Annotated in this window: 32 protein-coding genes, 1 tRNA gene and 1 pseudogene; 18 read left to right on the top strand and 16 right to left on the bottom strand. The window is 52.4% G+C overall.

Annotated features, from left to right (window positions below; translation table 11 throughout):
• Positions 1–212 precede the first annotated feature (212 nt).
• The 7 genes from HK25_RS10995 to HK25_RS11025 all read right to left on the bottom strand — a co-directional run bounded on the left by HK25_RS10995 (position 213) and on the right by HK25_RS11025 (position 6590).
• Positions 213–713, bottom strand: a complete 501-nt coding sequence (locus HK25_RS10995; RefSeq protein ID WP_086636222.1) for a hypothetical protein — start codon at positions 711–713, stop codon at positions 213–215.
• A 25-nt stretch (positions 714–738) separates the two neighbouring features.
• Positions 739–1428, bottom strand: coding sequence for a hypothetical protein (locus HK25_RS11000; RefSeq protein WP_086636223.1), 690 nt, complete (start codon positions 1426–1428; stop codon positions 739–741).
• A 1025-nt stretch (positions 1429–2453) separates the two neighbouring features.
• Positions 2454–3284: a hypothetical protein gene (locus HK25_RS11005; protein ID WP_198945977.1), complete on the bottom strand. Its 831-nt coding sequence runs from the start codon at positions 3282–3284 to the stop codon at positions 2454–2456.
• 55 nt (positions 3285–3339) lie between these two features.
• Positions 3340–5085: a DUF2326 domain-containing protein gene (locus HK25_RS11010; protein WP_086636225.1), complete on the bottom strand. Its 1746-nt coding sequence runs from the start codon at positions 5083–5085 to the stop codon at positions 3340–3342.
• On the bottom strand, positions 5082–5309 hold the full coding sequence (locus HK25_RS11015; RefSeq protein WP_086636226.1) for an ABC-three component system middle component 6: 228 nt from the start codon (positions 5307–5309) through the stop codon (positions 5082–5084). Before HK25_RS11015 ends, HK25_RS11010 begins: the two co-directional genes overlap by 4 nt.
• Entirely contained in the window at positions 5306–6049 is a 744-nt protein-coding gene (locus HK25_RS11020; RefSeq protein ID WP_086636227.1) for an HNH endonuclease signature motif containing protein, read from the bottom strand. Before HK25_RS11020 ends, HK25_RS11015 begins: the two co-directional genes overlap by 4 nt.
• Positions 6039–6590: an XRE family transcriptional regulator gene (locus HK25_RS11025; protein WP_233127810.1), complete on the bottom strand. Its 552-nt coding sequence runs from the start codon at positions 6588–6590 to the stop codon at positions 6039–6041. The genes HK25_RS11020 and HK25_RS11025 overlap by 11 nt, the downstream gene beginning before the upstream one ends.
• A 773-nt stretch (positions 6591–7363) precedes the next feature.
• Between HK25_RS11025 and HK25_RS11030 the strand changes: the two genes are divergently transcribed.
• From HK25_RS11030 to HK25_RS11040, 3 genes are read left to right on the top strand one after another with little or no spacing between them, the layout of a single operon-like run.
• Positions 7364–7804 carry a RusA family crossover junction endodeoxyribonuclease gene (locus HK25_RS11030; RefSeq protein ID WP_233127811.1) on the top strand — a complete coding sequence of 147 codons (441 nt, stop codon included), beginning with the start codon at positions 7364–7366 and terminating at the stop codon, positions 7802–7804.
• Positions 7801–8166, top strand: coding sequence for a hypothetical protein (locus tag HK25_RS11035; RefSeq protein ID WP_086636229.1), 366 nt, complete (start codon positions 7801–7803; stop codon positions 8164–8166). Before HK25_RS11030 ends, HK25_RS11035 begins: the two co-directional genes overlap by 4 nt.
• The gene (locus HK25_RS11040) at positions 8163–8354 is read left to right on the top strand and encodes a hypothetical protein (protein ID WP_086636230.1); all 192 of its coding nucleotides are present in this window, start codon (positions 8163–8165) and stop codon (positions 8352–8354) included. Before HK25_RS11035 ends, HK25_RS11040 begins: the two co-directional genes overlap by 4 nt.
• A gap of 78 nt (positions 8355–8432) precedes the next feature.
• Here the strand turns inward: HK25_RS11040 and HK25_RS11045 are convergent, their stop codons facing one another.
• Both HK25_RS11045 and HK25_RS11050 read right to left on the bottom strand, forming a co-directional pair.
• Positions 8433–8840: a hypothetical protein gene (locus HK25_RS11045; protein WP_086636231.1), complete on the bottom strand. Its 408-nt coding sequence runs from the start codon at positions 8838–8840 to the stop codon at positions 8433–8435.
• A gap of 7 nt (positions 8841–8847) precedes the next feature.
• Entirely contained in the window at positions 8848–9381 is a 534-nt protein-coding gene (locus tag HK25_RS11050) for an ImmA/IrrE family metallo-endopeptidase (protein ID WP_158092947.1), read from the bottom strand.
• Between the two features lie 494 nt (positions 9382–9875).
• Between HK25_RS11050 and HK25_RS11055 the strand changes: the two genes are divergently transcribed.
• On the top strand, positions 9876–10955 hold the full coding sequence (locus HK25_RS11055) for a hypothetical protein (protein WP_086636233.1): 1080 nt from the start codon (positions 9876–9878) through the stop codon (positions 10953–10955).
• Between the two features lie 65 nt (positions 10956–11020).
• On the opposite strand, the gene HK25_RS11060 is transcribed toward HK25_RS11055, so the two are convergent.
• The 3 genes from HK25_RS11060 to HK25_RS11070 form a co-directional block, all read right to left on the bottom strand.
• Complete coding sequence (locus HK25_RS11060) at positions 11021–12280, bottom strand: sodium:proton antiporter (protein ID WP_086636234.1); 1260 nt, start codon at positions 12278–12280, stop codon at positions 11021–11023.
• Positions 12281–12474: 194 nt separating this feature from the next.
• Positions 12475–12894, bottom strand: a complete 420-nt coding sequence (locus tag HK25_RS11065) for a hypothetical protein (protein ID WP_086636235.1) — start codon at positions 12892–12894, stop codon at positions 12475–12477.
• Positions 12895–12898: 4 nt separating this feature from the next.
• The gene (locus HK25_RS11070; protein WP_255406302.1) at positions 12899–13126 is read right to left on the bottom strand and encodes a helix-turn-helix domain-containing protein; all 228 of its coding nucleotides are present in this window, start codon (positions 13124–13126) and stop codon (positions 12899–12901) included.
• Between the two features lie 142 nt (positions 13127–13268).
• Here HK25_RS11070 and HK25_RS13015 point away from each other — a divergent pair, with 142 nt between their 5' ends.
• From HK25_RS13015 to HK25_RS11120, 12 genes are all read left to right on the top strand, one after another.
• Positions 13269–13439, top strand: a complete 171-nt coding sequence (locus HK25_RS13015; protein ID WP_158092948.1) for a hypothetical protein — start codon at positions 13269–13271, stop codon at positions 13437–13439.
• On the top strand, positions 13436–13627 hold the full coding sequence (locus HK25_RS11075; protein ID WP_086636237.1) for a hypothetical protein: 192 nt from the start codon (positions 13436–13438) through the stop codon (positions 13625–13627). Before HK25_RS13015 ends, HK25_RS11075 begins: the two co-directional genes overlap by 4 nt.
• Positions 13624–13833, top strand: coding sequence for a hypothetical protein (locus tag HK25_RS11080; protein WP_086636238.1), 210 nt, complete (start codon positions 13624–13626; stop codon positions 13831–13833). Before HK25_RS11075 ends, HK25_RS11080 begins: the two co-directional genes overlap by 4 nt.
• Positions 13830–13955, top strand: a complete 126-nt coding sequence (locus HK25_RS13520) for a hypothetical protein (RefSeq protein ID WP_255406303.1) — start codon at positions 13830–13832, stop codon at positions 13953–13955. Before HK25_RS11080 ends, HK25_RS13520 begins: the two co-directional genes overlap by 4 nt.
• Complete coding sequence (locus tag HK25_RS11085; RefSeq protein ID WP_086636239.1) at positions 13952–14164, top strand: hypothetical protein; 213 nt, start codon at positions 13952–13954, stop codon at positions 14162–14164. Before HK25_RS13520 ends, HK25_RS11085 begins: the two co-directional genes overlap by 4 nt.
• The gene (locus HK25_RS11090) at positions 14164–14448 is read left to right on the top strand and encodes a hypothetical protein (protein ID WP_086636240.1); all 285 of its coding nucleotides are present in this window, start codon (positions 14164–14166) and stop codon (positions 14446–14448) included. The genes HK25_RS11085 and HK25_RS11090 overlap by 1 nt, the downstream gene beginning before the upstream one ends.
• A 524-nt stretch (positions 14449–14972) precedes the next feature.
• Entirely contained in the window at positions 14973–15146 is a 174-nt protein-coding gene (locus HK25_RS12835) for a helix-turn-helix domain-containing protein (protein WP_143295993.1), read from the top strand.
• Entirely contained in the window at positions 15143–15337 is a 195-nt protein-coding gene (locus HK25_RS11095; RefSeq protein WP_086636241.1) for a helix-turn-helix domain-containing protein, read from the top strand. The genes HK25_RS12835 and HK25_RS11095 overlap by 4 nt, the downstream gene beginning before the upstream one ends.
• 324 nt (positions 15338–15661) lie before the next feature.
• Positions 15662–15970, top strand: a complete 309-nt coding sequence (locus HK25_RS11105; protein ID WP_086636243.1) for a hypothetical protein — start codon at positions 15662–15664, stop codon at positions 15968–15970.
• Positions 15967–16287 carry a hypothetical protein gene (locus HK25_RS11110; protein WP_086636244.1) on the top strand — a complete coding sequence of 107 codons (321 nt, stop codon included), beginning with the start codon at positions 15967–15969 and terminating at the stop codon, positions 16285–16287. Before HK25_RS11105 ends, HK25_RS11110 begins: the two co-directional genes overlap by 4 nt.
• On the top strand, positions 16284–18821 hold the full coding sequence (locus HK25_RS11115; RefSeq protein WP_086636245.1) for a DUF927 domain-containing protein: 2538 nt from the start codon (positions 16284–16286) through the stop codon (positions 18819–18821). Before HK25_RS11110 ends, HK25_RS11115 begins: the two co-directional genes overlap by 4 nt.
• Before the next feature lie 261 nt (positions 18822–19082).
• On the top strand, positions 19083–19517 hold the full coding sequence (locus tag HK25_RS11120; protein ID WP_086636246.1) for a hypothetical protein: 435 nt from the start codon (positions 19083–19085) through the stop codon (positions 19515–19517).
• 133 nt (positions 19518–19650) lie between these two features.
• Here HK25_RS11120 and HK25_RS11125 read toward each other — a convergent pair.
• The 4 genes from HK25_RS11125 to gatC all read right to left on the bottom strand — a co-directional run bounded on the left by HK25_RS11125 (position 19651) and on the right by gatC (position 23083).
• Positions 19651–19742, bottom strand: a tRNA-Ser gene (locus HK25_RS11125).
• Positions 19743–19855: 113 nt separating this feature from the next.
• Complete coding sequence (gene gatB / locus HK25_RS11130) at positions 19856–21310, bottom strand: Asp-tRNA(Asn)/Glu-tRNA(Gln) amidotransferase subunit GatB (RefSeq protein WP_086636247.1); 1455 nt, start codon at positions 21308–21310, stop codon at positions 19856–19858.
• Entirely contained in the window at positions 21307–22794 is a 1488-nt protein-coding gene (gene gatA, locus HK25_RS11135; RefSeq protein ID WP_086636248.1) for an Asp-tRNA(Asn)/Glu-tRNA(Gln) amidotransferase subunit GatA, read from the bottom strand. The genes gatB and gatA overlap by 4 nt, the downstream gene beginning before the upstream one ends.
• A gap of 1 nt (position 22795) precedes the next feature.
• A complete protein-coding gene (gene gatC / locus HK25_RS11140; RefSeq protein ID WP_086555352.1) occupies positions 22796–23083 on the bottom strand; it encodes an Asp-tRNA(Asn)/Glu-tRNA(Gln) amidotransferase subunit GatC in 288 nt (95 codons plus the stop codon).
• Positions 23084–23164: 81 nt separating this feature from the next.
• Here gatC and ruvX point away from each other — a divergent pair, with 81 nt between their 5' ends.
• Together ruvX and HK25_RS11150 are read left to right on the top strand one after the other, a co-directional pair.
• Positions 23165–23638: a Holliday junction resolvase RuvX gene (gene ruvX, locus HK25_RS11145; RefSeq protein ID WP_086636249.1), complete on the top strand. Its 474-nt coding sequence runs from the start codon at positions 23165–23167 to the stop codon at positions 23636–23638.
• 142 nt (positions 23639–23780) lie between these two features.
• A pseudogene (locus tag HK25_RS11150) lies at positions 23781–23993 on the top strand (hypothetical protein); the annotation flags it as partial.

Genomic DNA, 23993 nt, shown 5'->3' on the forward strand with positions numbered 1-23993 from the left:
AAAGGAGCTGCGGTGGAGGCGTGTCCGACCCAATGAGCTGAAGCACTGCGGTGGCGAGTTTCGCCGGATCACCCAATTGTTTGCCGTCCTTCTCGTGTCGTGCAGTCCGGATCGGGTCGAACAGGGTATCGTAGTCCCCGATCGAGCGCTCGGTCCTGACTATTGAGCGTCCGGCCCAGTCCGTGCGGAATGATCCGGGGCATAGCACTGTATTATTTTTTGTGGCGCCCAACTTTCACGGCGGCAATAAGGTTGATTGCGCCACGTATATATGCCCCCCAACTGTCAGGGGTATATTTTGTAGTATCATACCCCCACGGGTCGACGGGTGTGTTGTTTTTCCATGCGTCAATCATTTTACGGTGGGCATCTTTTTGGACGATGATTTCCACCGTGGCAGACGTATAGTGTTCGCGCACCTTTTTATCTTCCTCCATGCGTGTGTTGTATTGTTGGATGTATTTACAATTTCTTTTCGCGCTTTCTTCAATGGATTGGACGGTGGCGCGGATGTGTTCGCGAATGGGCGCAGGGTTGTCGGGACGTTCTTTGTATTCTTTTGCGTTTTCTTTAAGTTTTTTTATGTTGGATTTAAGTGTATTAATGGTGGTGGTGTTAGCAACTGCCGTAGCTTCCAGCTTTTCGGCAAGAATTACCGCCTGTCGGGTACGTTCTTTTGCTTTGTCATGATGTCTTTTTTGTTCGGGGGTCATTCATATATCTCCGTACGTTGAAATTTTATTTACGAAAAAGACGTTGGAAAATTCCACGTTTTTGTTTCTTAGCCTGATGCGCAATTAAGGCTGAATAGTCCTTGTAACGTGGATCATTGGCAGGAATACCCTTTGATTGAAGGTGAATATCGTAAAAAATATGGTATTGTTGTTTGTTGATGCACTCAATTTCTTCGATTGATGTATTTTTCGTGTAAGGCATGCCTTGGTTTTGGCCTGTAATGGTATTGATAATCACCATGGTAAGTGCTTGATGAGCGGCCAATTCGGCATCTATTTCGATATCGTTGTATGCTAGGCCATTATTGATAGTGTCCAATGCTTTCTTGGAGTCTTTTTCTTTTTCCCGAACGACTTCCAATTCTTGCTGGTTATGTTTGAGAATGGAATTCAATTGGCTATTATCGATGGGGGTATTGGGAGCGGGAATATTTTGGGCTGCTTTTTGTAAGGGAAGAAGGATGTTTTTAAGACTGCTGATTACTTGATTCTGGGCGTCGACGAATTCTTTAATCTTAATGAGCCTTGCCAAGGCTTCGTCGCATTCGTCTTGTGCGCGATCGACTTTGTTACTGTCTTTCATGTAGGCCGTGTACGCGGCATCTTGCGCGTATTGTCGTTCGCGCCGCAGACTTTCCAGTTTTCGTTCGGCTTCTGCTGCAGTCCATCGCGCCATCTCTAAGTCGTAATTCATGTCATGTTCCTTTGTGATTGAGAGTCATATCATGGGAGGAATAATAAAAAATAATGTAGTGCTATGATCAGGGCACATAGTCAGACTATGACAGTTACAGAAAGGTAAATGGCTGAGAAGAAGACAGGTGGACTTTCCGCTTCCCTCCATACCCGCCTACAGACTTAAAAAATAATGCTTCCTATATGAGTGTCATTGGCCGCGTACTGTGTAATTAATTACGTTTTCCGCGTTTTGAATGTCAACATTTGTCAACAAAAACCGAGGGGGGGGGGTACATCGGTTGCGCCCCCTTGTGCGCTCCTCACATCTGAAGAACGGTCATGGGGGGGCTTGTGCAGAATTGCCACCCCACTCAAAACATGGGAAATTCCCATGTTATAAAATCCAAGCGCGGGAAAGGCGGTCCACCATTTGCGCTAATCTGGCGCAAAAGCCCGAACGCCCTATGCCTCGCGCGCGCGTATTGTGTCATTCTTCATCTGCTATGCTGCCAAGATCAGGATAAGAGAACGCTCCCATCTATGGGGTGGTAATACGCCGCCTCGTAGCCTTTTAAGAGGGGTAAGATTATCGCTCTGCCCCGAACGTCATTCCACCTTGTGTTTTTTGCGTGTAACCAGTGTAACCGTGTAACCGACTGGAAAAATCAGCAGAAAACAGCCATTTTTTTGATATAAGAGCGGTTACATTTTCAAAATTTCCCATGTAACCAGTGTAACCGGGGAAGATCAACGAAACCCCAGGAAACCGCCGTTTATTCGACAAAATCCCTCCGCTCACAAAAAAACCAGTTACAGCATGGAGCAAACAGAGGGTGTTTTTCTTGTTTTTTAGGTAAGGTTCGGCGGAGTGTTTTCGCTAATGAGGCAAGCGCCAAATCTGGCGTTAGATACCTATCATCCCTTTCTGTTGAGGGGGGGGGGCAAACTTGGGGATACCGGGATCTCGGTATCTGCGTCTCCGTAAAGGAGATGCGTCCAAACTTGGACCGGTCTTTCTCGCGCTACGGTGGCAGCGGGCTGTTATAGCCATACAGATGATTGGCCTTGTCGACTGTAAGCGAGCCGCCGTAGGAATGTTCTGGCGGTGACGAGAACAACATGCAGGCGGAAGGTGCTGTGGTCTTCATCCGAGAGGCCTGGATGCGAACCCTCGGTATGCAGCATTTTGAAGAGGCCGTTGACGTAATTCTTGCCGTCTTGGGTCCACTCGTTGCGATCAGTGGCAAGGAAGCCGATTTCTGCTAGCAAGGCACGCCGGTTTTCTGAACTGGGCCGTTGACCCGCTTCCTGCGGTCGCATGTTGCGCGCGATATCGTCGAACAGACTCTCTAGGAAGGTCCGGAGTTGGCTGTTGCAAGCAGCCCAATCACCGCGGGTATGTGCTTCGACGGCTTGGTCAAGATGACCGAGAGGAGTTGTGAAGTCGAAGAACTTGAGAAGCTGATGCACCTCGTCGTCCGTTTGGGGGAGCTGGATATCGCTGGGCAGTGCCGCACGGATGGACGCGTTTTGCCCGGAGTCGTCCCACGTCAAAACGTATCCATCGCGCGCAAGGCCACGTGCGAAGGCCGTTTGCAGGGCGTGCGTAGCGTGTTGTTGCGTTAGGTACGCGGCTTGCCGGATCACAGCCTCGCCCAAGGTCATGCTGCCTTGGAGCGTGTCCAACTCGGCCTCGGCTCGTTGCACAATAATCCGACCCAGCAGGGCGCACTTGTTGGCGACGCTCAAGGAGGTGCTGGAGGAAATCTCGTCCTCAAGGCCGAGGCGAAGGACCATCTGGTTGAACCGTGCCTGGCTGTGTTGCCCCAACAACTCAACGGCGGCGATCAGCGTGGGTCGGGTGAACGGCACAGATCTCACGCTGGGGACGCCCTATGGGCGTGATCGTGCTTCATATCGTCCCCGCTCAATAACGGAACCCAAGGAGGCTTCCGGTCGGATCAGTATCGGTGAGCCGGAGACGAACGAGGCTCTCGTAATCAAAGCCTGACGTGAAGTCGCTGACCGGAACCATGTCGGTGTTGAGTGTGCAGATGTACTGAAAGCCGTGTTTTGCAGCCATCGCGGCGGCAAGTTCCAAAGCACGGGCGCGCTGCCGCGGGTCAACACCGTCGAAAATCGTGCTGTCGTGGATCAAGAAGTCGATTCCGAGACCACGCTGGCGTGCGTACGAGATCAGCATGAGATCGTAGCAGAAGATTTTCATCTTGCTGATGCCCTCGCTCGGACTGCCTGCGATCTCGACGTCGAATTTGTAGCCGGTATCATCGATATCGATGACCAGGCGGCCGGGCGACTTGTAGAGGCTCTCCGAGAACTCCGAGAAGAGGCTGAGCGCTTGTGACCACAGCGCACGCCGCTCTTCATAGTCGAGGGTCGTGGCGCGTTTCAGCTCAACGGTCTCGACCTTGATCGTGTCCGCCTTGGTGCTCATCTGACGAAGCTGGGTGATCCTGTTGATCAGTTCGTCAACCTTCAGCCGGGTGGCTGCATGCAACTCCTGTAACTGCATCAGTTCCTCCAGCGCGCCCTGTCCGACAAGCGCACTGAGGTAGTTTGCACGGATATCCGTAAGGATCGCGATGTCTGTCTCACGCTTGGTGATGGCAGCTTCCAGCGCGGCAATCTCACCGGCGATGAACTTACGGCGATTGGCGATGATCTGGGCATTGAATGCCCGCGCATCTGCCAGCGTCTTCTTGACGGCGCCAGGCAGGGCGATGCCCGCCTCGCCGTAAAGAGCTTCCAGACGGTCTTCGGTCGGAGCGTCCTCGCTCACCAACGAGTCACGGTAGCGACCGAGCCGGCGCTTATCCACGATATTGCCGTTGACCAGGCCATGGATTCTGCTGGTCAGAAGGTTCGCCTGAGTCTCGATTTCACGGTACTGCGGAAGAACGCGAAAATTCGACAGCGCCTCGCGTTCACGCTCTAGCTGGGTTGCAAGGCGCAGGCGCTCGGCTTCGAGTTCACCGAGCGAGGCCAGTTCGCCGTCGACGGCTCCGGTCTTGATCGCCTGTTTGAGCGCATCGAGCGCGTTCTTTTGGTCTTTGAGCTGCTGCCAGATCGCGGCCTTCTCCCAATTCAAGCCAAGGAGGAAAGCATTATGGACCTGAATGTCCCAAGTCTTCTGATTGTCGAAATGCTTGAAGGGGGTGTTGTAGGCGGCTGTCTGGTTGCGCACGAAATAGGAAAGCAGCGACCGCGCCGAAGGCTTGTATCCGGATTCCGCCGACAGATCGCTAATACCGAATAGGGCCCAAGCAAGAACGGCTCGCCATTTCTTGGCGTCGAGACCCGGAACGCCTTCCTTGTTCGGCGTTGGCCGGACGGGCCAGTCGTCGGTGGCTCCTTCGATCGCGAAGAATCCGGGTGTATCGGTCGCTCGCGTCACGGTGACCTCGCGGCCGAACAGGGAGAGTTCCAGCGTGAACGACCACCCCTGCAAAGCCTCGATGCGAAGCCCTTTTCCGGGTGAGGTATTGCTGGCGAGGCAGAAATCGATGATCTCGATGAGCGTCGATTTGCCTAGGGCGTTCGTAGTGTCCTTGTCACCGGCCAAGGTGGATCGGTCGGCTAGGATAAGATTGACTCCCGGCTGTAGGAGCGCGGTGTGAAAGCCTTTCTGGTTGGCGCGGACGGCTCTGATCATGAGGCGGTCCTGACGATAAGGCCGTCCCGGATCTCGATCGCACCAATCAGAAAGAGGAGGTTCGAGGCCAGCACGAACCGCTCGAAGTTTCCGACGTTCGGTTCCGTGCGCAGACGCTCCCATAGGCCCGAAACGGTCATGGGCATGCTCAGATGCGCGAGCAGCGTGGCGCCGACGCCGATCAGCGCCTCGTTCTGCGGGATATGTTTGGTCGGAAGAATCATTTCTCAAACACGTCGCAGATTTCGAAGAGATAGATCAGAACGGCGATGCCTGCGGTCTTGTCGGCTTGTCGACGCAGACCGCGCTGGGCAAAGGCACACATTAACTCGAAAAGCTCGTCGCCCTTATAGCCCTCTTTCCGGCGAGCATAATATTCTTCGAGGAAGCCGGCCTTCAGCCGCTCAGGAAAGTCGGGATCGAGTTGCGCTTCAGCCTCGACATAATCGCCAACAGTGGTTCGCGAGGTCAGGCCGGCAGCGATGATGTGGCGAGATCCATTCGAGAGCGCGTTCTTTTTGATCTTCTCGTCGGGCGCGAGGAGATCAAAAGAGCCGTTCGGGGCTGGCGCTTGGCTCGCAACCCAGGAGACGGCGTTCTGCAATTCGGGAAAGGCGACGTCCGTAAAAGCCTCTTCCATGGCTTGGCGGACTTGATTTTCGTGGCTTTCCTTCAGTTGCAGTAGGGACGCGGTCGGCCAATCAGCCTCGACCTTGTCGATGATCGTGTGGTGATCGGTGCAAAGATAGATAAGGTTTCGAACGTTATCGCGCTCCTCATTGGTCATCGAGGCGTCATAGCGGGCAGCGGTCGGTTTCTCGCCACGAATGTGCGCCGCCTCGCCGACATAGGTGTCGTCTCCCACCTGAGCGTCGTAGGTGAGATGCTTGCCGCACTTCGGGAAGGCACAGACGCCGCCGCTTCGAAACGCCAGGATGATCCTCGTTGGATAACTAGCGCCCACGGCGACCGCCGATCTGCGCTTGCGTGCGACGGCTACGGGCCGCAGCCTGCGGAGGAGCACCGGCATCGTCCAACTGATGAATCCGCAAGACGGGCATGTGCAGTAGCTTTACCGTCAGTTGAAGTTCTCCTCCCACGGTTTCAACATAGCTGCGAAGCATGGAGAGGTACATATCAGTCTGTTGCTCAATCTGAGAAACCGAAGGCTGCTTGATATTGAGGGTAGAAGCAATCTCCGCTTGGGCCTTGCCTGCAATCTGCCGTAGCTCGCACAAGCCTTCCTCTGTTTGCTTCATATCCTGACAGCTGCCATCGATGAACGTTTGCTCTTCGGGAGGAAGCGCGGTGATAATATCGCTCAGGCTATGGCCCATCTTATCTGCCTTTTCTACGGGACTCAGGCTTTTTGCCCCTTCCACCCCATATAGGTTGGAATCTATACTCGGGCAATAGAGCGATTGCGCGGGGAGGCGGAAGATGCCGTCATCGCGCGCTGATAGCTCTACGGCGTATGCGTTAAGGTCACCGACCACATAGCGCACTGAACCGCTCCGGGATTGGCGCAGACGTCCGCTCCCAAGAGTTTGGCCGCAAAGCCGACAGTCCGCCTCTCCCCCATAGCCGCCAGTCAGTAGCTCCCTCTGCTTTCCAGATCGGGAAAGCAAACTGGAGGTCAGGGGAATATCCCCCAGACTGTCAAGCGAAGCGGGATTTCCCGCATCGGAATTAGAAACTATGCAGAACTGCACAGTTTCCGAAACTACCGGGATGTCGGTGGCCCTGGCTGAAATCTGCAAAATTTTGTGCGCCCGAATTTCGGACGCGCTAACTTCCCAATAATCCTCACATTCCGTTTGCTGGCGGTCCACTGTCGCCAATAACGATAGTCGGAGCCTATGCCTCTCGCGCGTGCGCGTATCCTCGGGGCCGCTTATTATGCGGGCCCTTGGTGGTGTGTGGTGTCCTCGCGTGCGCGTGCGCGCGTAATGTGCACTTAAATACCGGGAAGCCGGTAGTATCGGGCATCTGGACCTTTGCAACACAGGGCGAGGTTTTGCGGCGAAGCACCGCGAAACACTCTTTATGCGCTGCTGCTGCGCGAAACTTCTTTTACGAGGAAACCTCAGCAGGCATTGCTGTTACAGCAATGCCCTCGGTTAATTCCTCATATCTTAGGGCTTATGCAGAATTGCACACCCCTCCGGGCACGATTGAATACCCCGGAGGGCTTGCCTGAATAAATACGACACAGCGCATTAATAACGATTTGTTATAACCGCAGAAAACTGCCGTTTTTCTGTACAAGAAGCGGGTTTTGTACTATCATTCAGGCATGGAAAAAACAGCTTCTGAAACCTCTTATCGTGTCACCATACCGGGCCTTTTACGGGCTAAGGGCAGACCACGTTTTGGCAATGGCCGCACCTACACAGATGCAAAGACGGTGCAGGCTGAGAAGCACATACAACGTCACGCTATAGAGCAGATCGGCAAGCCCTGCCTGATGGGGCCGCTTTGTGTGTCTTTGCAAATCAGCATAGAGCCACCGCCATCATGGAGCAGGCGCAAACGCTTTCAGGCTCTTGCCGGTCATATATTGCCTGTCAGCAGACCAGATATAGACAACCAGATGAAGACCGCCGCTGATGCTTTAAATGGTATCATGTGGAAGGATGATGCACAGATTGTCGATGCTCATCTGACACGCCGTTACGGGCCTCAGAGCATGACTGTCATTGAGGTGCAGCCGCTATGATCATTCATTCAGCTACTGCAAAAGATGGTCCAGATTTGGGCCATCACGTAAAAACAAAGGGTTACAGACAAGAGCAGCACGAAAAGCCGCATCTTTCCTCTGACAATCAGGACTTGCAGCGTGCTGTCCGTAAGATGAGGGCACGCGGGTCCAATCTTAAGGACATTGCAAAATGCTTCGGTATTTCAATGGAGACCGCACGTTCTGCCCTGTTCAAATCTGACAGACTTACAAGTGAAAAAAGCAGAACACCTGAGCCTTTGCCGGCTGGTCACTCCATAGCCATGCGCGGCTTGTGGCGCGGCCTTGAGCACTGGCGGGGCTTTGCTGATGCTATGAATAACAGGAACAGAGAGAGATGAAGTCAGAGCAACGCCAGGGCATGATGAAACGGCTTAACCAGATAAACGATAACGGCGGAAAGGTAGTTCTGAAAACCGCACCACCCAGAAGACGGAACTACCCACGCAAACCAACGCCAGCACAGATAGAACGCTTTGAGGCCCTCCGTGCGCGGGTGATGAGGCAGTTATTCGGAAAATACGAATAACTGAATCTTTACATACAGAACTGACTACCGGCAGGATTACGTGTAAATAATGCGTGTTTAATAAAGATTTATGTAAATCTAGCTTTTTGTTTTGCCATCTGAGAATAAATATTTAACAGCGATATACCCAAGGCCAACAATTTGAAGAAATGTCTCAAGAGTAATTGAATTGATGAACCACTTATAACTCTTAAAGTTTAAACCTCCCCACCCTATAAGAAAAGTGAGAGATATATTGAATAATATTAATATAAAAATCCAAATTATTATTATAGATGACCAACTCTCTCTTAATTCAAAAAATTTCTGACGACCGAATAATTCCACCTGTTCGCTACTAGCACCTTGGTAGAGAGAGTCTTTTTGACTATTATGATCGTTTTCTTCCCCCGTTTGTCCTTGTTCGGCTTCATCTAGAGATATACCTCCGTCAAAAGGCATATCATCATCAAGGGGTATATCTTTATCGGAGGCAGTATTTATCATTGACCATTTAGAGCCATTTACTGGCGTGCATAATTACATCTTCTGATACAGCAAACATACGAGCCAACTCTTGGTTTGAAGCATAATTTTTATATAGCTTTAAAATATCACGTGGAACTAAAAGGTGAGAAGCAAAAGCATCAGCCTCTTGTTCTTGAGCAGGCTTCCTTCCTCCATATGTATTTGATCTAGGCATTACTTTATAGTGGTTTGATAGTGCCCAAGTCCTATGCAAAAGGTAATGAGCTAACTCATGGGCTATAGTGAAGCCCATTCTGTTAGGGGATATATCTTTATTTATAACAATTTTTTTTTGTTTAATATCTATATAGCCAGATATTTTCTTGCTTATTTCTGGTTTGAACTTTGAATACACAACATCAAGCCCTTCAGCTTCGGCTAAACTTTCAGGGTCAATTGGTGCTTTGGTTATGTTGTATTTTTCAAGAAGTGTTTTTGCTTCGTGTTCTGCTTTTTTATAATCGGCAGTTAGACGCTCTTCATGATCTCCAACATATTCGCGAGAGATAGTTTCTGACATTTTATTCCTCCCGGTTAAAGTTAGCGGACACAGAGAACCATACAGAGACAGACTGGCACACTCTTCGGAGCCGGAGCAAACAGCTTCAGGGTAGCGATAGTCACAATTTTGCGGGGTTATCAGGCCGACCGGAGAAAGGCAACCCCAAGCCATAACCTAAATATGGTCACAGTATGGGACACTTGCAAGCGAACTTTCGTTTACAATCTACCAGTGACCGGCCGCCCCTATAGAGGTTTCCCCCTTAAATCGGGTCCGCGCCTTATAGAACTTCGGGGAGCAAATCAGAGCGCCAGAAATATACCAGTCGGTGAATTTCCCGACTGCTTTATCTGATGCATTCAGGTCGTGGTGTCATTTCAATGATTGAAGGGAAGCTCTCACAAAATCAACACCGCTCCTGGTGATGTTACTCTCTGTTCAATATGAACACCCCGCTTGTACCTGTTGTAAGTCACTCCTAATGTTCATTTTGAACAGTATAGGCAAAACAGATGGTCGGACAGCAGAAGCACAAACTTAATCTCGATCGTCTAGCAAAAATATGGGCACTGGCTGAACAGGGAGATGCCGGAGAACAGGGCGCAGCGCGTAACAGAGCTGAAGCACTGGTTCAGCCGTATGGTTACTCACTGGCGGATGTGCCTGATCTGCTTCTCTCGGAGGGGTATCTGGACGACGAACCTCAGCCCGCCGCAGGTGGTTTCACCTTCTATGATATGAACAATCCGGCACATCAGCGCGCCTATGCCCGTGCGGAGGAGAAGAAACGTGCAGCATGGCGTATAGCTAACCGAGTCAGGATAGATGAGGTGCTGGCACGCTACGGCTCGGAAGAGGCTGTATTTGAATATACCGTCGAAGAGAAAGCCTACGATGCTGTGATCAAGCCCTTCCACAAGGCAGGCGATCCTGGCAAAGGGGACACATGGGATGGTGAGCATTTCAGCCCAAGTATTCGCGTCCGTGCGGCTCTCGCTACGGTCAGGCCCTGGCCAGATACTATTCCTGATGCCATCGCGGAATATGAGTATTGGGAGAAGCTGTACGATGACCGGAACATAGCGGACAACAACAATCAGTATAACTACCTCAGCCAGGGGGCTGACTTTCGCAGATGGGCTTTAGGTGATCTGATTAACGAAGAAATTGCGGCCCGCGACCTCTCGGACGTAATTATCCGTCTCCGCTTTCAGGAAGCCAGTCAGGGCACATACAATGACAGTGCTGCCATCCTGCGGGATCTGGAACGACTGCATGCGGCGGAAAACTCCCAAAGGCCAGATCCTGCCTCTGGGGATATTTCCCCTGACCGGGGATCTCCGGTCACCTCTGATGGAAACATGGGTGACTCTGGAAACCGCGCCACCTCAGAAGCCCCAGATATGGGGAATAGCGAGAGACCGGGCTTTGCCTCACCCCCTCCGTTCATTCTGAACACTGCCAGCAAGCGTAGGGCAGAGGTAGAGCGTATACTGAATACACCGGAAGGGGCACGTATGTCGTTGCGCCAGGTAGCCAGGATGGCTGGTGTTTCACCGGCAACAGTTATGAAGGTGAGGGGGGCTTTATAGAAACAGTATTGAAAGCATGGAGAACCTACCTCTGTCTCGCCCCACCATTCTACTTACTCTCGGTTTTAGCTGGCGGCATCAGAAGCAGGATAGAGTTTGCGGGTAAGTCGCTCCATGGTTAGGCCCTGTACGATGATCGTAAACACCACCACGCCATAACAGACAGGTAGCAGCAACTCGCGCATCTCTCCGGGAGGCAATCCAAGCGCCAGCGAAACCGAGATGCCGCCACGCAGACCGCCCCAGGTCAGAATACTAAGAACACGGCCTCGCTCCCATTGTCTGAGATGAACGGGAAGCGTTGAAAACAGCACGCTCGATGCCCGCACGGCAATGGAGAGTGGGATCACAGCAAGTGTCGCCAGCACTGTAAACAGATGCGGAGTGATCTCAATAAGTTCAAAGCCAATCAGCATGAACAGCATGACATTGAGCACCTCGTCAATTAGTGTCCATGCGACATCGAGTTCTTTGCGAGACGTCTCATCGAAAACGGAATGACTATAGCTTGTGCCAAAACACAGTCCTGCCACCACCACGGCAATCGCACCTGACATGCCAAGCTGATTGGCAATACTGAAAGTTCCGGTCGCAAGAGCCAATGATGTAAGCAGGTCTATGTGTGAGTCTCGCTGCCCCTTGAGCACACGAAGCGCAATCCATCCAGTCAGTGCGCCTAGCAGACCGCCACCGATCGCTTCTCGGCAGAAACTCAGAGCAATCTCAGAGGCGGTCACTCCCTGACTGTCCCCGGTCGCGAGTCCTATCGTGACGCCGAAAATCACCACGCCCACGCCGTCATTGAACAGGCTTTCCCCTGCGAAAACAGCCTGAAGCGGGCCGGGTAATCCAAGACGTTTCAGCATGCCGACAACCGAAACGGGATCAGTCGGCGCGAGGATAGCCCCAAGGACGATGCACCACGTGAAAGGAATGGCATGGCCCAGAAGAGGAAATACGTACCATGCTGCTATCGCCAAAAAGGCAACAGCCAGAACGGTTCCCAGAACAGAGAGAGCAGCCACAGAGGCCAGCTTTACGCGCAGGTGTCCGACGTCTACCTGAGTGGCCCCGGCAAACAGAAGTAGGGACAACGCGCCATTCAGAAGGGTCGTGGGGAGATTGATCGCTCCGAGAACCGATCGCGGGAGAGCCTGAAGGTCATAGGCCGGCATCAATGGATTCAGGACCATAATCAGTAGCGAAGCCAGTAATGAGAAGACCAGCACGCCAATTGTCACAGGAAGGCGAAACGTGTGATGATTAAGAATACTGAACCCTGCTGAGAGCGTCAGCAGCAGAGCGAGGAGGCTAATGGTATCCATCGTTCATGACTGGCTTTTCTGGCGAGCCGCGTCAAGAACAACGATATTTTTCCGAGACGTAAAACTAGAAACAGATGCCAAATTAAACGGCTTAACCAGCTGGGTGTTTGGTCCCGGAGTTTGATGCTGCATTATTTTCGTACGAGTGGAAGGGAGCACCATAATATCTATTGCAGGGCATCAGGATTAGAGTTCTATGGGTTGTCCTCGTTGATTTCGTCCCATCGTTCTTTGTATTTTTGATCGATGTATCGGGGAGGGTCTACCCAGTAGCATGGGCCTCCAGGGTCTTTTTTCATTCTCTCGATCACGTCCTGTCGATTCAGCAAAAAGCACGCAGGCGTATCTGATCGCACATTGATTGTAATCGCCATCCAGTCAAAAGGAAGCTGATCCGGGCCTGTAATATTTTCACCTAAACTGACAGCATTCTGCCCACTAAATGCACGGGACTGAACAAGGAGAGGCGGGTGATAGTCGTCTTTTTTAATTTGGATAAGAGTAGCCGCTTTTTTAGTTCCTGAGGCAGGTAATACTGCCCAGTCACGTCTGGCAAGTTGCCAGGTAACGTAAGCCAGCCCCGCCTGAGCAGTCCTTATCTTGTTGCTAGCCAATCTTTTATCCCTTCTTCATCCTCACGCCGGCCCCACCGCCGTTCTCAGGTATGAACTCAACGCCAGCGGCTTCTAAGGCTGTGCGGATAGCAGCAAGAGTGGAAAGGTTAGCGGGATTATCTCCTTCAATTCTAGTAATAGTAGCAGGAGATACTTTAGCTAATGCAGCAAGGTCTCGGACGCCTAATTTAAGAGCAGACCGCGCCATCCTTAATTGTGCCCCTGTTATCATATTATCACCTTGACATTATATAATCGTGGTTATTAAGTTGTAACCATGTTATCGAATGGTGACATATAGAGCAATAGCGGCTGACCTCAAAGCTACAACCTTCTGAAGTCAGCCTGACCACAACCGAAAAGGATCTTCGGCAATGGCTGAAAACGCCAATAGCACACCTGCGCCCTCAATGGGATTCTGTTTATTACGTGCCGCCCTGCCTGCTTTTGCAGCTGCCGGCCTGCTTATCCTGGCCGCTTATGGCGTTGCAGAGCCAGAGCATACAATCACGCATCATTCATACCAGGCAGGGGCAACACAGTGAGCACTGACTTTCAGGACAGTGTACACAGCGTATGTTGTGAACTGGCAGGTATGGCAGAAGCTATTAATGGCATGTCGCTTTGCCGTGACACGTTGCCGCTCGAATGGCTGCAGCAGTGGGCCGCACGTCTTCACTCAGAATTAGACCGGGCCTTTCTCGATCTCAGGCAAGAGCAGGTGACGGCATGAGTGAGCAGACAGACAGCATCTTAGTGATGCAGGCGCATACCCTTGATGAAATTGAGAACGCAATGCTGTTACTGATGGACCAGCTTTATTCACATACAGATACAGAGCCTCAGAAAGCAGATTGTGTCGCATGGGGTGATGGTCTCTCGTGGCTTATTCGCTCGGTCTCTCGTGTCCGGACAGCTTTGCAGGAGCTGGCACCATGAAACCTCTGTTTAAAGAACTGGCTCTGTTCGTGCTTCTGCCTCTGACATGCTGGTGCATGAGAAGAACAAACACACTGATGCGCTTTACCCTTCGACTTTCAGCGGAGGGCAGCAAGCGATGACCGGCAAGATCAAAGCTGACTCTATGAAGGTCATACAGGATGCAACGCACGGTCTTTCGTGCATCACACATTGTCTGGAGGCACTCAGTTTCCAGTGCCTGCATGATGAGGGGACACCACGTCTGACAATGCTGGGAATAGGTGCCGCTCTCTCATGGCTGGCAGAAGAGGCCGAACATTGTTGCGCCGCTATATCAGAGGAAGCCTGATGAGTGCAGAATATGTGTCAGTCCCGGGTATTCGCGTATCTTCTGCTGATCCAAAATTACAAAAGCAGGCAAGGGCCCTCCGGCAGCAAGGTCTTAATCTGCGTCAGGTTGCCGCTTACCTTGGTACGTCCATGGAAACAGCACGTCAGTCTTTGCTCAAAGCAGACAATGATGTTGCCTGTGGCCGAACAGCTGAACCGCTTCCTGTCGGTCATCCTCTCATTCTGAAGGCAATGTGGAGAGGGCTGGAACACTGGCGAACAAACTCTGATTCGAAAGGATAAAGTGAACTAAAACATTTAAATCACGGCTTCGTGATAATTTTGTTTATTGGTGGGTCTGAGGAGCCAAAGTTGCAAACAAAGGGTTCGGTTCCTGAGACACACCTTCAGACCCATTATCAGGAGGGCTTCCAGTCAGTGTCGGCAGTGTCATGCATCTGGTCCTGAAGGGCAGTCTGTGGAATTCTTCAAGCATCATGAAGAACGCAAAGAGCAGAGACGGCCCTAAGGGCAAAGAAAAAGGCCGGATGCGTCAACACCCGGCCCTTTCATCCAGAACGGATTGCAGTTTGGGAGCCCGTCAAGGTTCTCAGTCTGCGGTGAATAGAGATTTCCCATCGGCTATTCGCATAACAGGTAACAAGAAAAGGGGGCTATTCGTCAACGTAAGACAGGATAGCTCTTCTTCCGGTTCCTGCCGCAGCACTGCATCTGTTTCTTTTGTCAGCTACATAAGAAACGAGTGTATCCCATTGACTACGAATGACTTTCTTTCGTTGCCGGACGCATGTCGGCAGCTGAATCTGATGGGTGTGAAAATTTCGCTCAGCAGTCTCTATTATAAACTGGCCAATGGCTCTCTGGATGCATCACGTATTGGTCGCCAGTGGTTTATTCCCGGTGAGTCTCTGTCATCCCTGGCGGAAACTCTTAAAGCCCAACATCAGACTGGTCGTAATACGACACGGAGGGCGCCATGAGCCCTCCGGATATTCAGCCAGAATATGCAAGCCCGACTGTTGTCTGTCGAATTTATGGAATTGGCCGCACGACATTATTTGCGCTGCTCAACTCCGGGAAAATTGAGAGTGTGAAAATCGGACGGGCTCGACGGATTAAACTTGCCAGTGTCGAGCGTTATTTCGACCGCCTGAAACAGACTCGCACATAAAAAAATCGCCAGTCCCTTTTGACAAAGAACCGGCGATTCAGAGCAGTGACGAGCCGTAAAGATTTGCGCGTCTTCTTCTTGTTTCACTGACTACCTGACGGGTCCAGGCAAAAAGGACTGCGCGTGGAGAAAGCCCATGACGCATACTCACAGTAATCAATCAAAACCTTTACGCACGACACTGATCAACAGTCAGCCAGTATGTTTCTTTGATGCTCCTGATGCACAAAGTGTTTTTCTGACTTTGACACAGAAAGTCCTCAGTCGTGCTGACCACCACCACTTTGCTCTTCGGGCGACGTTCAATGGATCTGGAGGTGAAGGATGAGTGCCTCAACGACCAGTACTATGGAAGCGCGCCAGCAAATGCTGGCTTCCATCACCCAGGACTATCTGGAAAAACTTCAGCGCTGGATTGCAACAGACCCACCATCAACACAAAACGGAGGGTCTGTTGAACAGTGTGCTGCTTTTTCCGCAGTTAGTTTCATCCTTGGTCGTGAAATGGAGCGTGCAGGACCTGATGCAGTACGTGTTCTGGCGGATGCCGCTCAGTTTATGGCAGAGGGGCTGCTGGCCTCATTAGCTGAACAGACTGCTCTTGCCGGCCTGAACCCGGAGGGCTGTGCATGAGCAGGCACCTTCGTAGTTCTTCTGTTCATTTTGAACAGATCAATCAGGCAGCACGTTCCTGTCTTGCCGCACTCCTGCTTCGCTGGCTGCCTGATGGCCGCAGGCAGGGACGGGATTGGGTTGCCCGCAATCCACTACGCGCAGACCGTAGTCCGGGGTCTTTCCGCATTGATATACAGACCGGCAAATGGGTGGACTTTGCTACTGGCGACCGTGGCGGAGATCCTGTTTCGCTCGCGGCTTACCTGTTTGGTATGAGCCAGAGTGAAGCTGCCAGCCATCTGCGTGCCATGCTCGGTATGGGAGGCGATGTATGAGTGAAACAAACCTCACCCCCACTGCTTTTGCTCCTTTGACTGAGAGTGAACGCCGCGCGGCTGACAAACATAGCCAGCCCCTCTCTAAAGAAGAACTCTGGGAACCCATTTGTCCTGCTCCCGAAGAACCAGAGATGCCTTCAGGAGCCGCGGTCATATGGGTCTATCGCGACGCGGAAAGTCGTCCTCTGACAGCTCGTGTTCGCTTTGAACGGGACAAGGGCAAAGACGTCCTGCCTTACACCTATGGTCGCCGCATATGGACTGATCGGTATGGCAAAAAGCGCGATGTAACCGGCTGGCACTTCAAACAGGGCAACAAGCCTCTCGGTCTGTATGGTCTGGAGAAACTTGCCGCAGCGGGTGATGATGTTCCTGTCCTTCTTCTCGAAGGTGAGAAAACGGCTGAGGCCGCCCGGAGGCTTTTTCCTGACTATATCTGCATGACCAGTCAGGGCGGAAGCAAAGCCGCGGCCAGTAATGACTGGTCTCCTCTCTCAGGCCGTGACGTGGTGATCTGGCCGGATCACGATGAAGCGGGAGCCCACTGGGCCGATAGTGTTCAGGATGAACTGAAAGCCATAAACGTGGCCTGTATCCGGCTTGTCTCTGTACCCGCGAGCTTTCCTCGAGGCTGGGATGTTGCTGACGACACCCCTCCGGAACTGACTGATGGAGGCAGTAAGCAGGACCTGGCAATTCTCCGGCCTCTTCTGGATAATGCCCCTCTTGCGACAAAGAATGTCACGCTTCCTTCGGGATTTATCATGAAACGGGATGGCCTCTACTTTGAAGAAGAAGTGAAGGCCAGAAAGGGAGATGCGGAAGATAACACGCCTCATTTTCGTTCCGTCTGGGTCTGCAATTCTTTTGAGGTTATTGCAGAAACAAACGATAGCGAAGGCTTTGGCTGGGGATTGCTTATCCGCTGGCATGACCGTGACCGCCGTCTGCACCAGTGGGCCATTCCTAAACGGCTTGTTCATGGGGAAGGTCGGGATATTGCAGCCGAACTGGAGGATATGGGGCTTAATTGTAATCCTGCGGCTGTTCGTTACCTGAAACTGTTCATCGCGGCGGTTGCGACCAAAACACGCCTCCAGTGTGTTGACCACTCTGGCTGGCACTCCACCACCGCAGGTAACGCTTTCATTTTGCCTGGAGGGGAAGCCTTTGGTCCTGGTGCCAGGGCCATCACTTATCAATCTGCACAAGCAACCAGCATGCGGGAGTATCGCCCGGCCAGATCGCTGGAAGACTGGCAGGATAACATTGCAGCTTACGCATCTGGAAACAGCAGACTGACGCTTTTTATGTCAGTAGCGTTCTCTGGCCCCCTGCTTGATATTGCAGGATATGATTCTGGAGGTTTCCATCTGGTTGGTGGGTCTCAGGTCGGCAAATCAACAGCGGCCTATACTGCCGGCAGTGTATGGGGGCGTGGAGAGAAAGGTACGCAGGTTCGCTCGTGGCGTGCTACAGCCAATGGGCTGGAAGGTGTTGCTGCAGCAACCTCCGATACCATCCTCATTCTGGATGAAATGGGACAGGGTAACGCCCGGGATGTTGGTGATACTGTTTACATGCTGGCCAACGGGGTAGGGAAAAGTCGGGCCAGCCGTAACGGAGATGCGCGCGCGCCCAGGAACTGGCGCTCTCTCTTTCTGTCTACAGGCGAAGTCACGCTGGAAGATAAGCTGAGAGAGATCAACCAAAGGACCATGGCTGGACAACAGGTGCGCCTCATCAATGTTCCTGCGGATGCCGGAAATGGCCATGGTCTTTATGAAAAGTTGCACGATAAGGAAGATGGTGCAGCACTTTCCCGGCATCTGGCCGCGGCTTGTAAGCTCTATTACGGCACCGCTGCGCGCGCCTTCCTTAAGCGGCTCGTGGATGAACGTTCTGAGAACCCGGAACAATTGAATGACGTCATCAATGCCACCCGCAAACGCTTTGAAAGTGAGCACGTCCCGGCGCAGGCTGATGGACAGGTCAGGAGTGTAGCATCCCGCTTTGCTTTGGCAGCGGCCGGAGGGGAACTGGCTTGTGCCTATGGTGTGGTGCCCTGGGAACGGGGTAATGCCTTATGGGCCGCAGGTGTTTGTTTCAGGGCCTGGCTGGCAGAAAGGGGCAGCACAGGTGCAGGCGAAGATAGTCAGGCAGTCAAACAGGTAAGGGCGTTTCTGGAAGCCCATGGCTCAAGCCGCTTTGAATGCCTGGAGCGTGACAGCCAGACTGATACGCTCACTCCGGTTCAGGAAAACCAGCGCATTATCAATAGGGTCGGTTTCAGGCGCAGGGTCTCCACCAATGGTGAGACAGTCTGGCACTATCTTATCCTGCCAGAGATGTGGAAAGACGAAGTCTGTAAAGGCCTTAACCCCACACGGGCGGCACAAGCCCTCCGTAACGCAGGTTTTCTGATTCCAGGAGATGGCAAGAACCTGACCTGTCGCGAAAGTCTGCCTGATATCGGACGCGCGCGGGTTTACGTCATTGCAGGAAGTATCATCGGAGGGGAGGAAATATGACCTCTCTTTTCTCCTGTCCGACCTGTCCGACCAGCGTTTTCCATGGTCGGCCAGATACATTCCGGCTGTCGCCCGCAGAAATGCTGGCTTTTCCTCTTTGTGTCCGACCTGGACGACCTGTCCGACCTATTTTTACAAGGTTGAAGAGAAAAACATCACATAGCCACACAGCACGAGCCTTCAGACTGAATACGGTCTGGCGGGAAACAGCCGGAAGACGGGGTTTCGGCAGAGTGTGGCACTCTGACTGGAGAGCCCATCATGTCTGATACTCTGTTGGGATGGCTTAATATCTCAGAGGTCGGACAGTCGGCCATTCAGCCAAAATCGGACATCAAGTGTCCAGAGGCAGAACAGGAACCAATCAACCTGAATGCCCTGTCTGATTATGAGCGCTTTCAGGCTCTGGTCGGCATTGGGAGAGGTCTGATTGAAGAAGGTCTGACTTATGGGGTCAAGATCACAATCAGGGAAGGGAAACCTTATTTGTGCGGAACATTACCCGCTTGCGCAAAAGAAGCAGGTTTCCTCATGCGTCTTAGAAACCAGAGACGACCAGTCATCATCGCTGCAGACAGTTTTGAAAAAGGCTGGACTGTCGAGCATACAGAGGAGGGAGGTCTGAAGATTAACGGACCAGGGAAACGCTGGCCCCGAATGTCAGATTGGCCTGTTGAGGTTCAAAAAAGCATATAATCACGAATTAGTGATAAGGCTTGACCCGCTAAAAACTACTTTGGCGGGTTATTTTCGTTGGTGGCTCTATTGGTTGGTCTAAATGAGAGCTTCGACCTAACTATATGATAAATATAGATTTATTTGAATTAAATGGCGGAGGGGAAGGGATTCGAACCCTCGATACGGTTTAACCCGTATAACGGTTTAGCAAACCGTCGCCTTCAGCCACTCGGCCACCCCTCCGCAAAAAAGAGTGTAAGTTACACGACGTTTGCAGGACTGCTTTTAGGGGGTTTCTGACGTTTCGTCAAACCCCCCTGAGCATATTTTTACAGGGAAAATATTTTCCCTGTTTTTTACTGGTCGAGCTTCGCTTTCAGCGCTTCATTGACCAGAGCCGGGTTGGCTTTGCCCTTAGTTTCTTTCATGACCTGACCGACAAAAAAGCCAAAGAGTTTATCTTTGCCTGAACGGTATTCAGCAACCTTATCGGCATGCTTTGTCATGATGTCATCAATAGCGGTATCAATCACGCCGGTATCAGTTACCTGTTTCAGGCCTTTTTTCTCCACAATGTCTTCGGGTTCGTCACCGGTTTCAACCATGGTTTCAAAAACATCTTTGGCAATTTTGCCATTGATGGTGCCATCAGTAATCAGGTCCAGCATTTTGCCGAGAGAAGCCGCGCTGACAGGGCTGTCTTCAAGGGTGCGGCTCGTGCGGTTCAGGGCAGCGAACAGGTCTCCCGTAACCCATGTGACAGCCAGCTTACCATCACGTCCTTTTGCGACAGTCTCAAAGAAGTCAGCCGTAATCTGTTCAGCGACCAGAACGCCTGCATCGTAAGAGGTAATGCCATATTCCTGCTGGAAGCGGGCTCTTTTTGCATCAGGCAGCTCAGGCAGGGCTTTTTTCAGTTCATCAACCCATGACTGCTCAATGACCAGAGGCAGCAGGTCAGGGTCGGGGAAATAGCGGTAATCATGCGCATCTTCTTTTGAGCGCATGGTGCGGGTTTCACCACGTGCGGCATCGAACAGGCGGGTTTCCTGGTCAACTTCGCCACCGTTTTCCCAGATCTCAATCTGACGCACGGCTTCTGCTTCAATAGCCTGCATCACAAAGCGGATGGAGTTAACGTTTTTAATTTCACAGCGTGTGCGGAAAGGTTCACCAGCCTTGCGTACTGAGACATTAACGTCAGCACGCATTGAGCCCTCTTCCATGTTGCCGTCACAGGTGCCCAGATAGCGTAGAATCTGACGCAGCTTGCGCAGGTAGGCACCGGCTTCCTCAGGGGCGCGGATATCCGGCTCGCTGACAATCTCCATCAGGGCAATGCCTGAACGGTTCAGGTCAACAAAAGAGCGGCTCGGGTCCTGGTCGTGCAGCAGCTTACCGGCATCCTGCTCCATATGCAGGCGGGTAATGCCGATCTGGCGTGTTTCGCCATTCTGCAGTTCGATCTCTACCGTGCCTTCGCCAACAATCGGGTATTCGAACTGGCTGATCTGGTAGCCCTGGGGCAGGTCAGCATAAAAATAATTTTTGCGATCAAACCGGCTTTGCAGGTTAATGCGGGCATTCAGCCCGAGGCCGGTACGCACGGCCTGAGCGACACATTCTTTATTGATAACAGGCAGCATGCCGGGGAAAGCCGCATCAACCAGGCTCACCTGCGAGTTCGGCTCGCCACCAAAGCGGGTTGAGGCTCCTGAGAACAGCTTGGAGTTGCTGACGATCTGGGCATGCACTTCAAGGCCCACCACGATTTCCCAGATGCCGGTTTTACCTTCGATTGTATAGCTCATAGACCTGCCTCCGCAAACAATGCGGGTTTGTGGGTAAAGCCTGCGGCAGCTTCAATAACACTCCCGGCTGACAGTACAGTTTCTTCGTCAAAATGGCGGCCGATAATCTGTAGCCCCAGTGGCAGTCCCTGGCTGTCGAGTCCGGCAGGCACAGAGAGGGCAGGCACGCCGGCCATGCTGGCAGGCACGGTAAAGATATCGTTCAGATACATCTGTACCGGGTCAGAAGAATTTTCACCCTGAGCAAATGCAGCGCTTGGTGCAGTTGGTGCCAGCAGCACGTCAACTTTTTCAAATGCTTCTGTAAAGTCACGGCGGATCAGGTTTCTGACCTTCTGTGCTTTCAGATAGTAGGCATCATAATACCCGGCTGACAGAACATAAGTGCCCATCAGGATACGATTGCGTACTTCTTCGCCAAAGCCTTCAGCGCGGGTGCGCTCGTACAGCTCGTCGAGAGACGGTGCCTCTGCGCGTGAGCCAAAGCGCACGCCGTCATAGCGGGCCAGGTTTGATGAGCATTCGGCCGGGGCAATGATGTAATATGTTGCCAGGCCATATCTGGTATGTGGCAAAGAGACATCAACAATTTCACAGCCGGCTTCACGCAGCCATGCAATGCCCTGTTCCCATATGGCAGAAATTTCAGGGGCAAGGCCGGGGGCGCGATATTCAGCCGGAATACCAACGCGCAGGCCTTTGACACTTTTACCGACAGCTTTTGAAAAAGCCGGCACGGGTTTATTTGCGCTTGTGCTGTCTTTTTCATCAAAGCCAGCCATGGCTTCAAGCATCAGGGCAGCATCTGCCACGGTGCGGGTCATTGGCCCGGCCTGGTCAAGCGAGCTTGCGAAGGCAATTGTGCCCCAGCGGCTGCACCGGCCATAGGTTGGCTTCAGGCCAACAATGCCACAATAGGCGGCTGGCTGACGAATAGAGCCGCCTGTGTCAGTGCCGGTAGCGGCAAGCGCGAGGCCGGCAGCAACAGCGGCAGCTGACCCGCCTGATGACCCGCCGGGAACCAGAGCCGCTTTTTCGTCACCCTTACGCTGCCATGGGCTGACAACAGGACCGGCAGCAGAGTTAATATTAGCTGACCCCATAGCAAATTCATCAAGGTTTGTTTTGCCAAGGAAGACAGAGCCGGAGGCAAGCAGCTGTGCTGTGACAGTGCTTTCATAAGGCGGAATAAAATCAGCAAGCATTTTGCTGGCTGCTGTGGTTTTAACACCTTTGGTGCAGAAAAGGTCTTTAATGCCTATTGGCAGACCTTCCATCGGGCGGGCTGTGCCAGCGGCGTAGTGCGCATCAGAAGAATCGGCAGCAGCGAGAACATCTTTTTCAGGGATAACCGTAATATAAGCGTTCAGTTTGGGGTTCAGGCTGTTAATGGCACTGAGATGCGCGGCTGCAAGTTCGCGCGCAGAAAATTTGCGCGCAGCGAGGCCTGCGCGGGCTTCGGTGAGTGTCAGTCCGGTGAGCATCTTATTCAATAACCTTGGGTACTGTGTAAAAAGGACCAGATTTATCTGGCGCACAGGACAGGACGGCCTCCTGACAGTTGCCATCCGTAACGACATCTTCACGCTGTCGCATGGCTTCGGTCTCTGTGCCAACCATTGGTGCTATGCCCTCGACATTCACTTCGGAGAGCTGGTTAAACCAGTCAAGAATGCCGTCAAGCTTCTGGCGGACGGTTTCAAGTTCATCATCTGCAAGGCCAATACGGGCCAGTTTTGCAATGCGTCGTGTGGTCGCAATGTCGAGCGACATGGTGGCAGACCCTCTTCAGGCTGTATTCAGAAAAAAAAACTCTAGCATAATTGCGCCCGTGGCAACATACCGGTGTGTGCAATGACACTTCTTACTTTTTCTGAACTCTGTTCGGCTCTTCCCCGTCATGCCCGTCTGCTGGGCATAGACCCGGGTAAAAAACAGGTCGGCCTGGCACTTTCTGATGTTTCGCGCATGGTGGCCACGCCGTTTGCAACCATAAAACGGGGCCGGCTGGGTGCCATGGCTGCTGCGCTGCGCACTCTTGCTCAGGAGCACGAGGTTGCAGGAATGGTGATCGGTATGCCATTATCCCTTGACGGTTCATTCGGGCCGGCGGCTCAGGCTGTCAGAGACTGGGCGCTGGAACTGACGGTGCAGACTGGTCTGCCCGCCTGCCTGTGGGACGAGCGCCTTTCGTCCGCAGCGGTAAACCGTATGCTCATTGATGAGGCCGATCTTTCGCGCAGGAAACGGGCAGATGTGGTCGACCAGCTGGCCGCCGCTTATATTTTGCAGGCAGCACTTGATAGTCTTGCCCGCGATAATACCTGAGTATTGTATCCGGATATATGTTGTGAGAAGCTTAACCTTCTGCGTAACGACTTTATAACAGATCAGGGTACATCCCGTGTTCTGTTTGCCTGTTATCGTTGTTGTTTATGAGATGTTTTATTAAACCAGCCGGGAGGCTTTTATGAAAATTCGTACCGTTGTGGCTACAATGTTTGGTGCTGCCGTCACTGTAGTGTCTGTGGCTCACGTGCAGGCCCAGACACAGCCCCAGCAGGAGCCGGGTGCTCTGACGCGCGCCTGGAATGCTACGAAAAACGGCACAGATAAAGCCTGGGACGCGACGAAGCACGGCACTGAGAAAGGCTGGGATGCCACCAGCAAAGGGGCCGATAAA

The sequence above is a fragment of the Acetobacter sp. DsW_059 genome (genome assembly GCF_002153695.1).
Classification (GTDB): Bacteria; Pseudomonadota; Alphaproteobacteria; order Acetobacterales; family Acetobacteraceae; genus Acetobacter; species Acetobacter thailandicus.

Excerpts from the sequence above, each read along its gene's own strand:
- HK25_RS11060 (WP_086636234.1), bottom strand. The coding sequence starts at position 12,280 with ATGGATACCATTAGCCTCCTCGCTCTGCTGCTGACGCTCTCAGCAGGG.
- HK25_RS10995 (WP_086636222.1), bottom strand. The coding sequence starts at position 713 with ATGACCCCCGAACAAAAAAGACATCATGACAAAGCAAAAGAACGTACC.
- HK25_RS11090 (WP_086636240.1), top strand. The coding sequence starts at position 14,164 with ATGAGTGCAGAATATGTGTCAGTCCCGGGTATTCGCGTATCTTCTGCT.
- HK25_RS11015 (WP_086636226.1), bottom strand. The coding sequence starts at position 5,309 with ATGATTCTTCCGACCAAACATATCCCGCAGAACGAGGCGCTGATCGGC.
- HK25_RS11070 (WP_255406302.1), bottom strand. The coding sequence starts at position 13,126 with ATGATAACAGGGGCACAATTAAGGATGGCGCGGTCTGCTCTTAAATTA.
- HK25_RS11040 (WP_086636230.1), top strand. The coding sequence starts at position 8,163 with ATGAAGTCAGAGCAACGCCAGGGCATGATGAAACGGCTTAACCAGATA.
- HK25_RS11085 (WP_086636239.1), top strand. The coding sequence starts at position 13,952 with ATGACCGGCAAGATCAAAGCTGACTCTATGAAGGTCATACAGGATGCA.
- HK25_RS11045 (WP_086636231.1), bottom strand. The coding sequence starts at position 8,840 with ATGATAAATACTGCCTCCGATAAAGATATACCCCTTGATGATGATATG.
- gatA (WP_086636248.1), bottom strand. The coding sequence starts at position 22,794 with ATGCTCACCGGACTGACACTCACCGAAGCCCGCGCAGGCCTCGCTGCG.
- HK25_RS11110 (WP_086636244.1), top strand. The coding sequence starts at position 15,967 with ATGAGCAGGCACCTTCGTAGTTCTTCTGTTCATTTTGAACAGATCAAT.
- gatC (WP_086555352.1), bottom strand. The coding sequence starts at position 23,083 with ATGTCGCTCGACATTGCGACCACACGACGCATTGCAAAACTGGCCCGT.
- HK25_RS12835 (WP_143295993.1), top strand. The coding sequence starts at position 14,973 with ATGGGTGTGAAAATTTCGCTCAGCAGTCTCTATTATAAACTGGCCAAT.
- HK25_RS11055 (WP_086636233.1), top strand. The coding sequence starts at position 9,876 with ATGGTCGGACAGCAGAAGCACAAACTTAATCTCGATCGTCTAGCAAAA.
- HK25_RS11010 (WP_086636225.1), bottom strand. The coding sequence starts at position 5,085 with ATGATCAGAGCCGTCCGCGCCAACCAGAAAGGCTTTCACACCGCGCTC.
- HK25_RS11105 (WP_086636243.1), top strand. The coding sequence starts at position 15,662 with ATGAGTGCCTCAACGACCAGTACTATGGAAGCGCGCCAGCAAATGCTG.
- HK25_RS11050 (WP_158092947.1), bottom strand. The coding sequence starts at position 9,381 with ATGTCAGAAACTATCTCTCGCGAATATGTTGGAGATCATGAAGAGCGT.
- ruvX (WP_086636249.1), top strand. The coding sequence starts at position 23,165 with ATGACACTTCTTACTTTTTCTGAACTCTGTTCGGCTCTTCCCCGTCAT.
- HK25_RS11035 (WP_086636229.1), top strand. The coding sequence starts at position 7,801 with ATGATCATTCATTCAGCTACTGCAAAAGATGGTCCAGATTTGGGCCAT.
- gatB (WP_086636247.1), bottom strand. The coding sequence starts at position 21,310 with ATGAGCTATACAATCGAAGGTAAAACCGGCATCTGGGAAATCGTGGTG.
- HK25_RS11080 (WP_086636238.1), top strand. The coding sequence starts at position 13,624 with ATGAGTGAGCAGACAGACAGCATCTTAGTGATGCAGGCGCATACCCTT.
- HK25_RS13015 (WP_158092948.1), top strand. The coding sequence starts at position 13,269 with ATGGCTGAAAACGCCAATAGCACACCTGCGCCCTCAATGGGATTCTGT.
- HK25_RS11115 (WP_086636245.1), top strand. The coding sequence starts at position 16,284 with ATGAGTGAAACAAACCTCACCCCCACTGCTTTTGCTCCTTTGACTGAG.
- HK25_RS13520 (WP_255406303.1), top strand. The coding sequence starts at position 13,830 with ATGAAACCTCTGTTTAAAGAACTGGCTCTGTTCGTGCTTCTGCCTCTG.
- HK25_RS11095 (WP_086636241.1), top strand. The coding sequence starts at position 15,143 with ATGAGCCCTCCGGATATTCAGCCAGAATATGCAAGCCCGACTGTTGTC.
- HK25_RS11000 (WP_086636223.1), bottom strand. The coding sequence starts at position 1,428 with ATGAATTACGACTTAGAGATGGCGCGATGGACTGCAGCAGAAGCCGAA.
- HK25_RS11120 (WP_086636246.1), top strand. The coding sequence starts at position 19,083 with ATGTCTGATACTCTGTTGGGATGGCTTAATATCTCAGAGGTCGGACAG.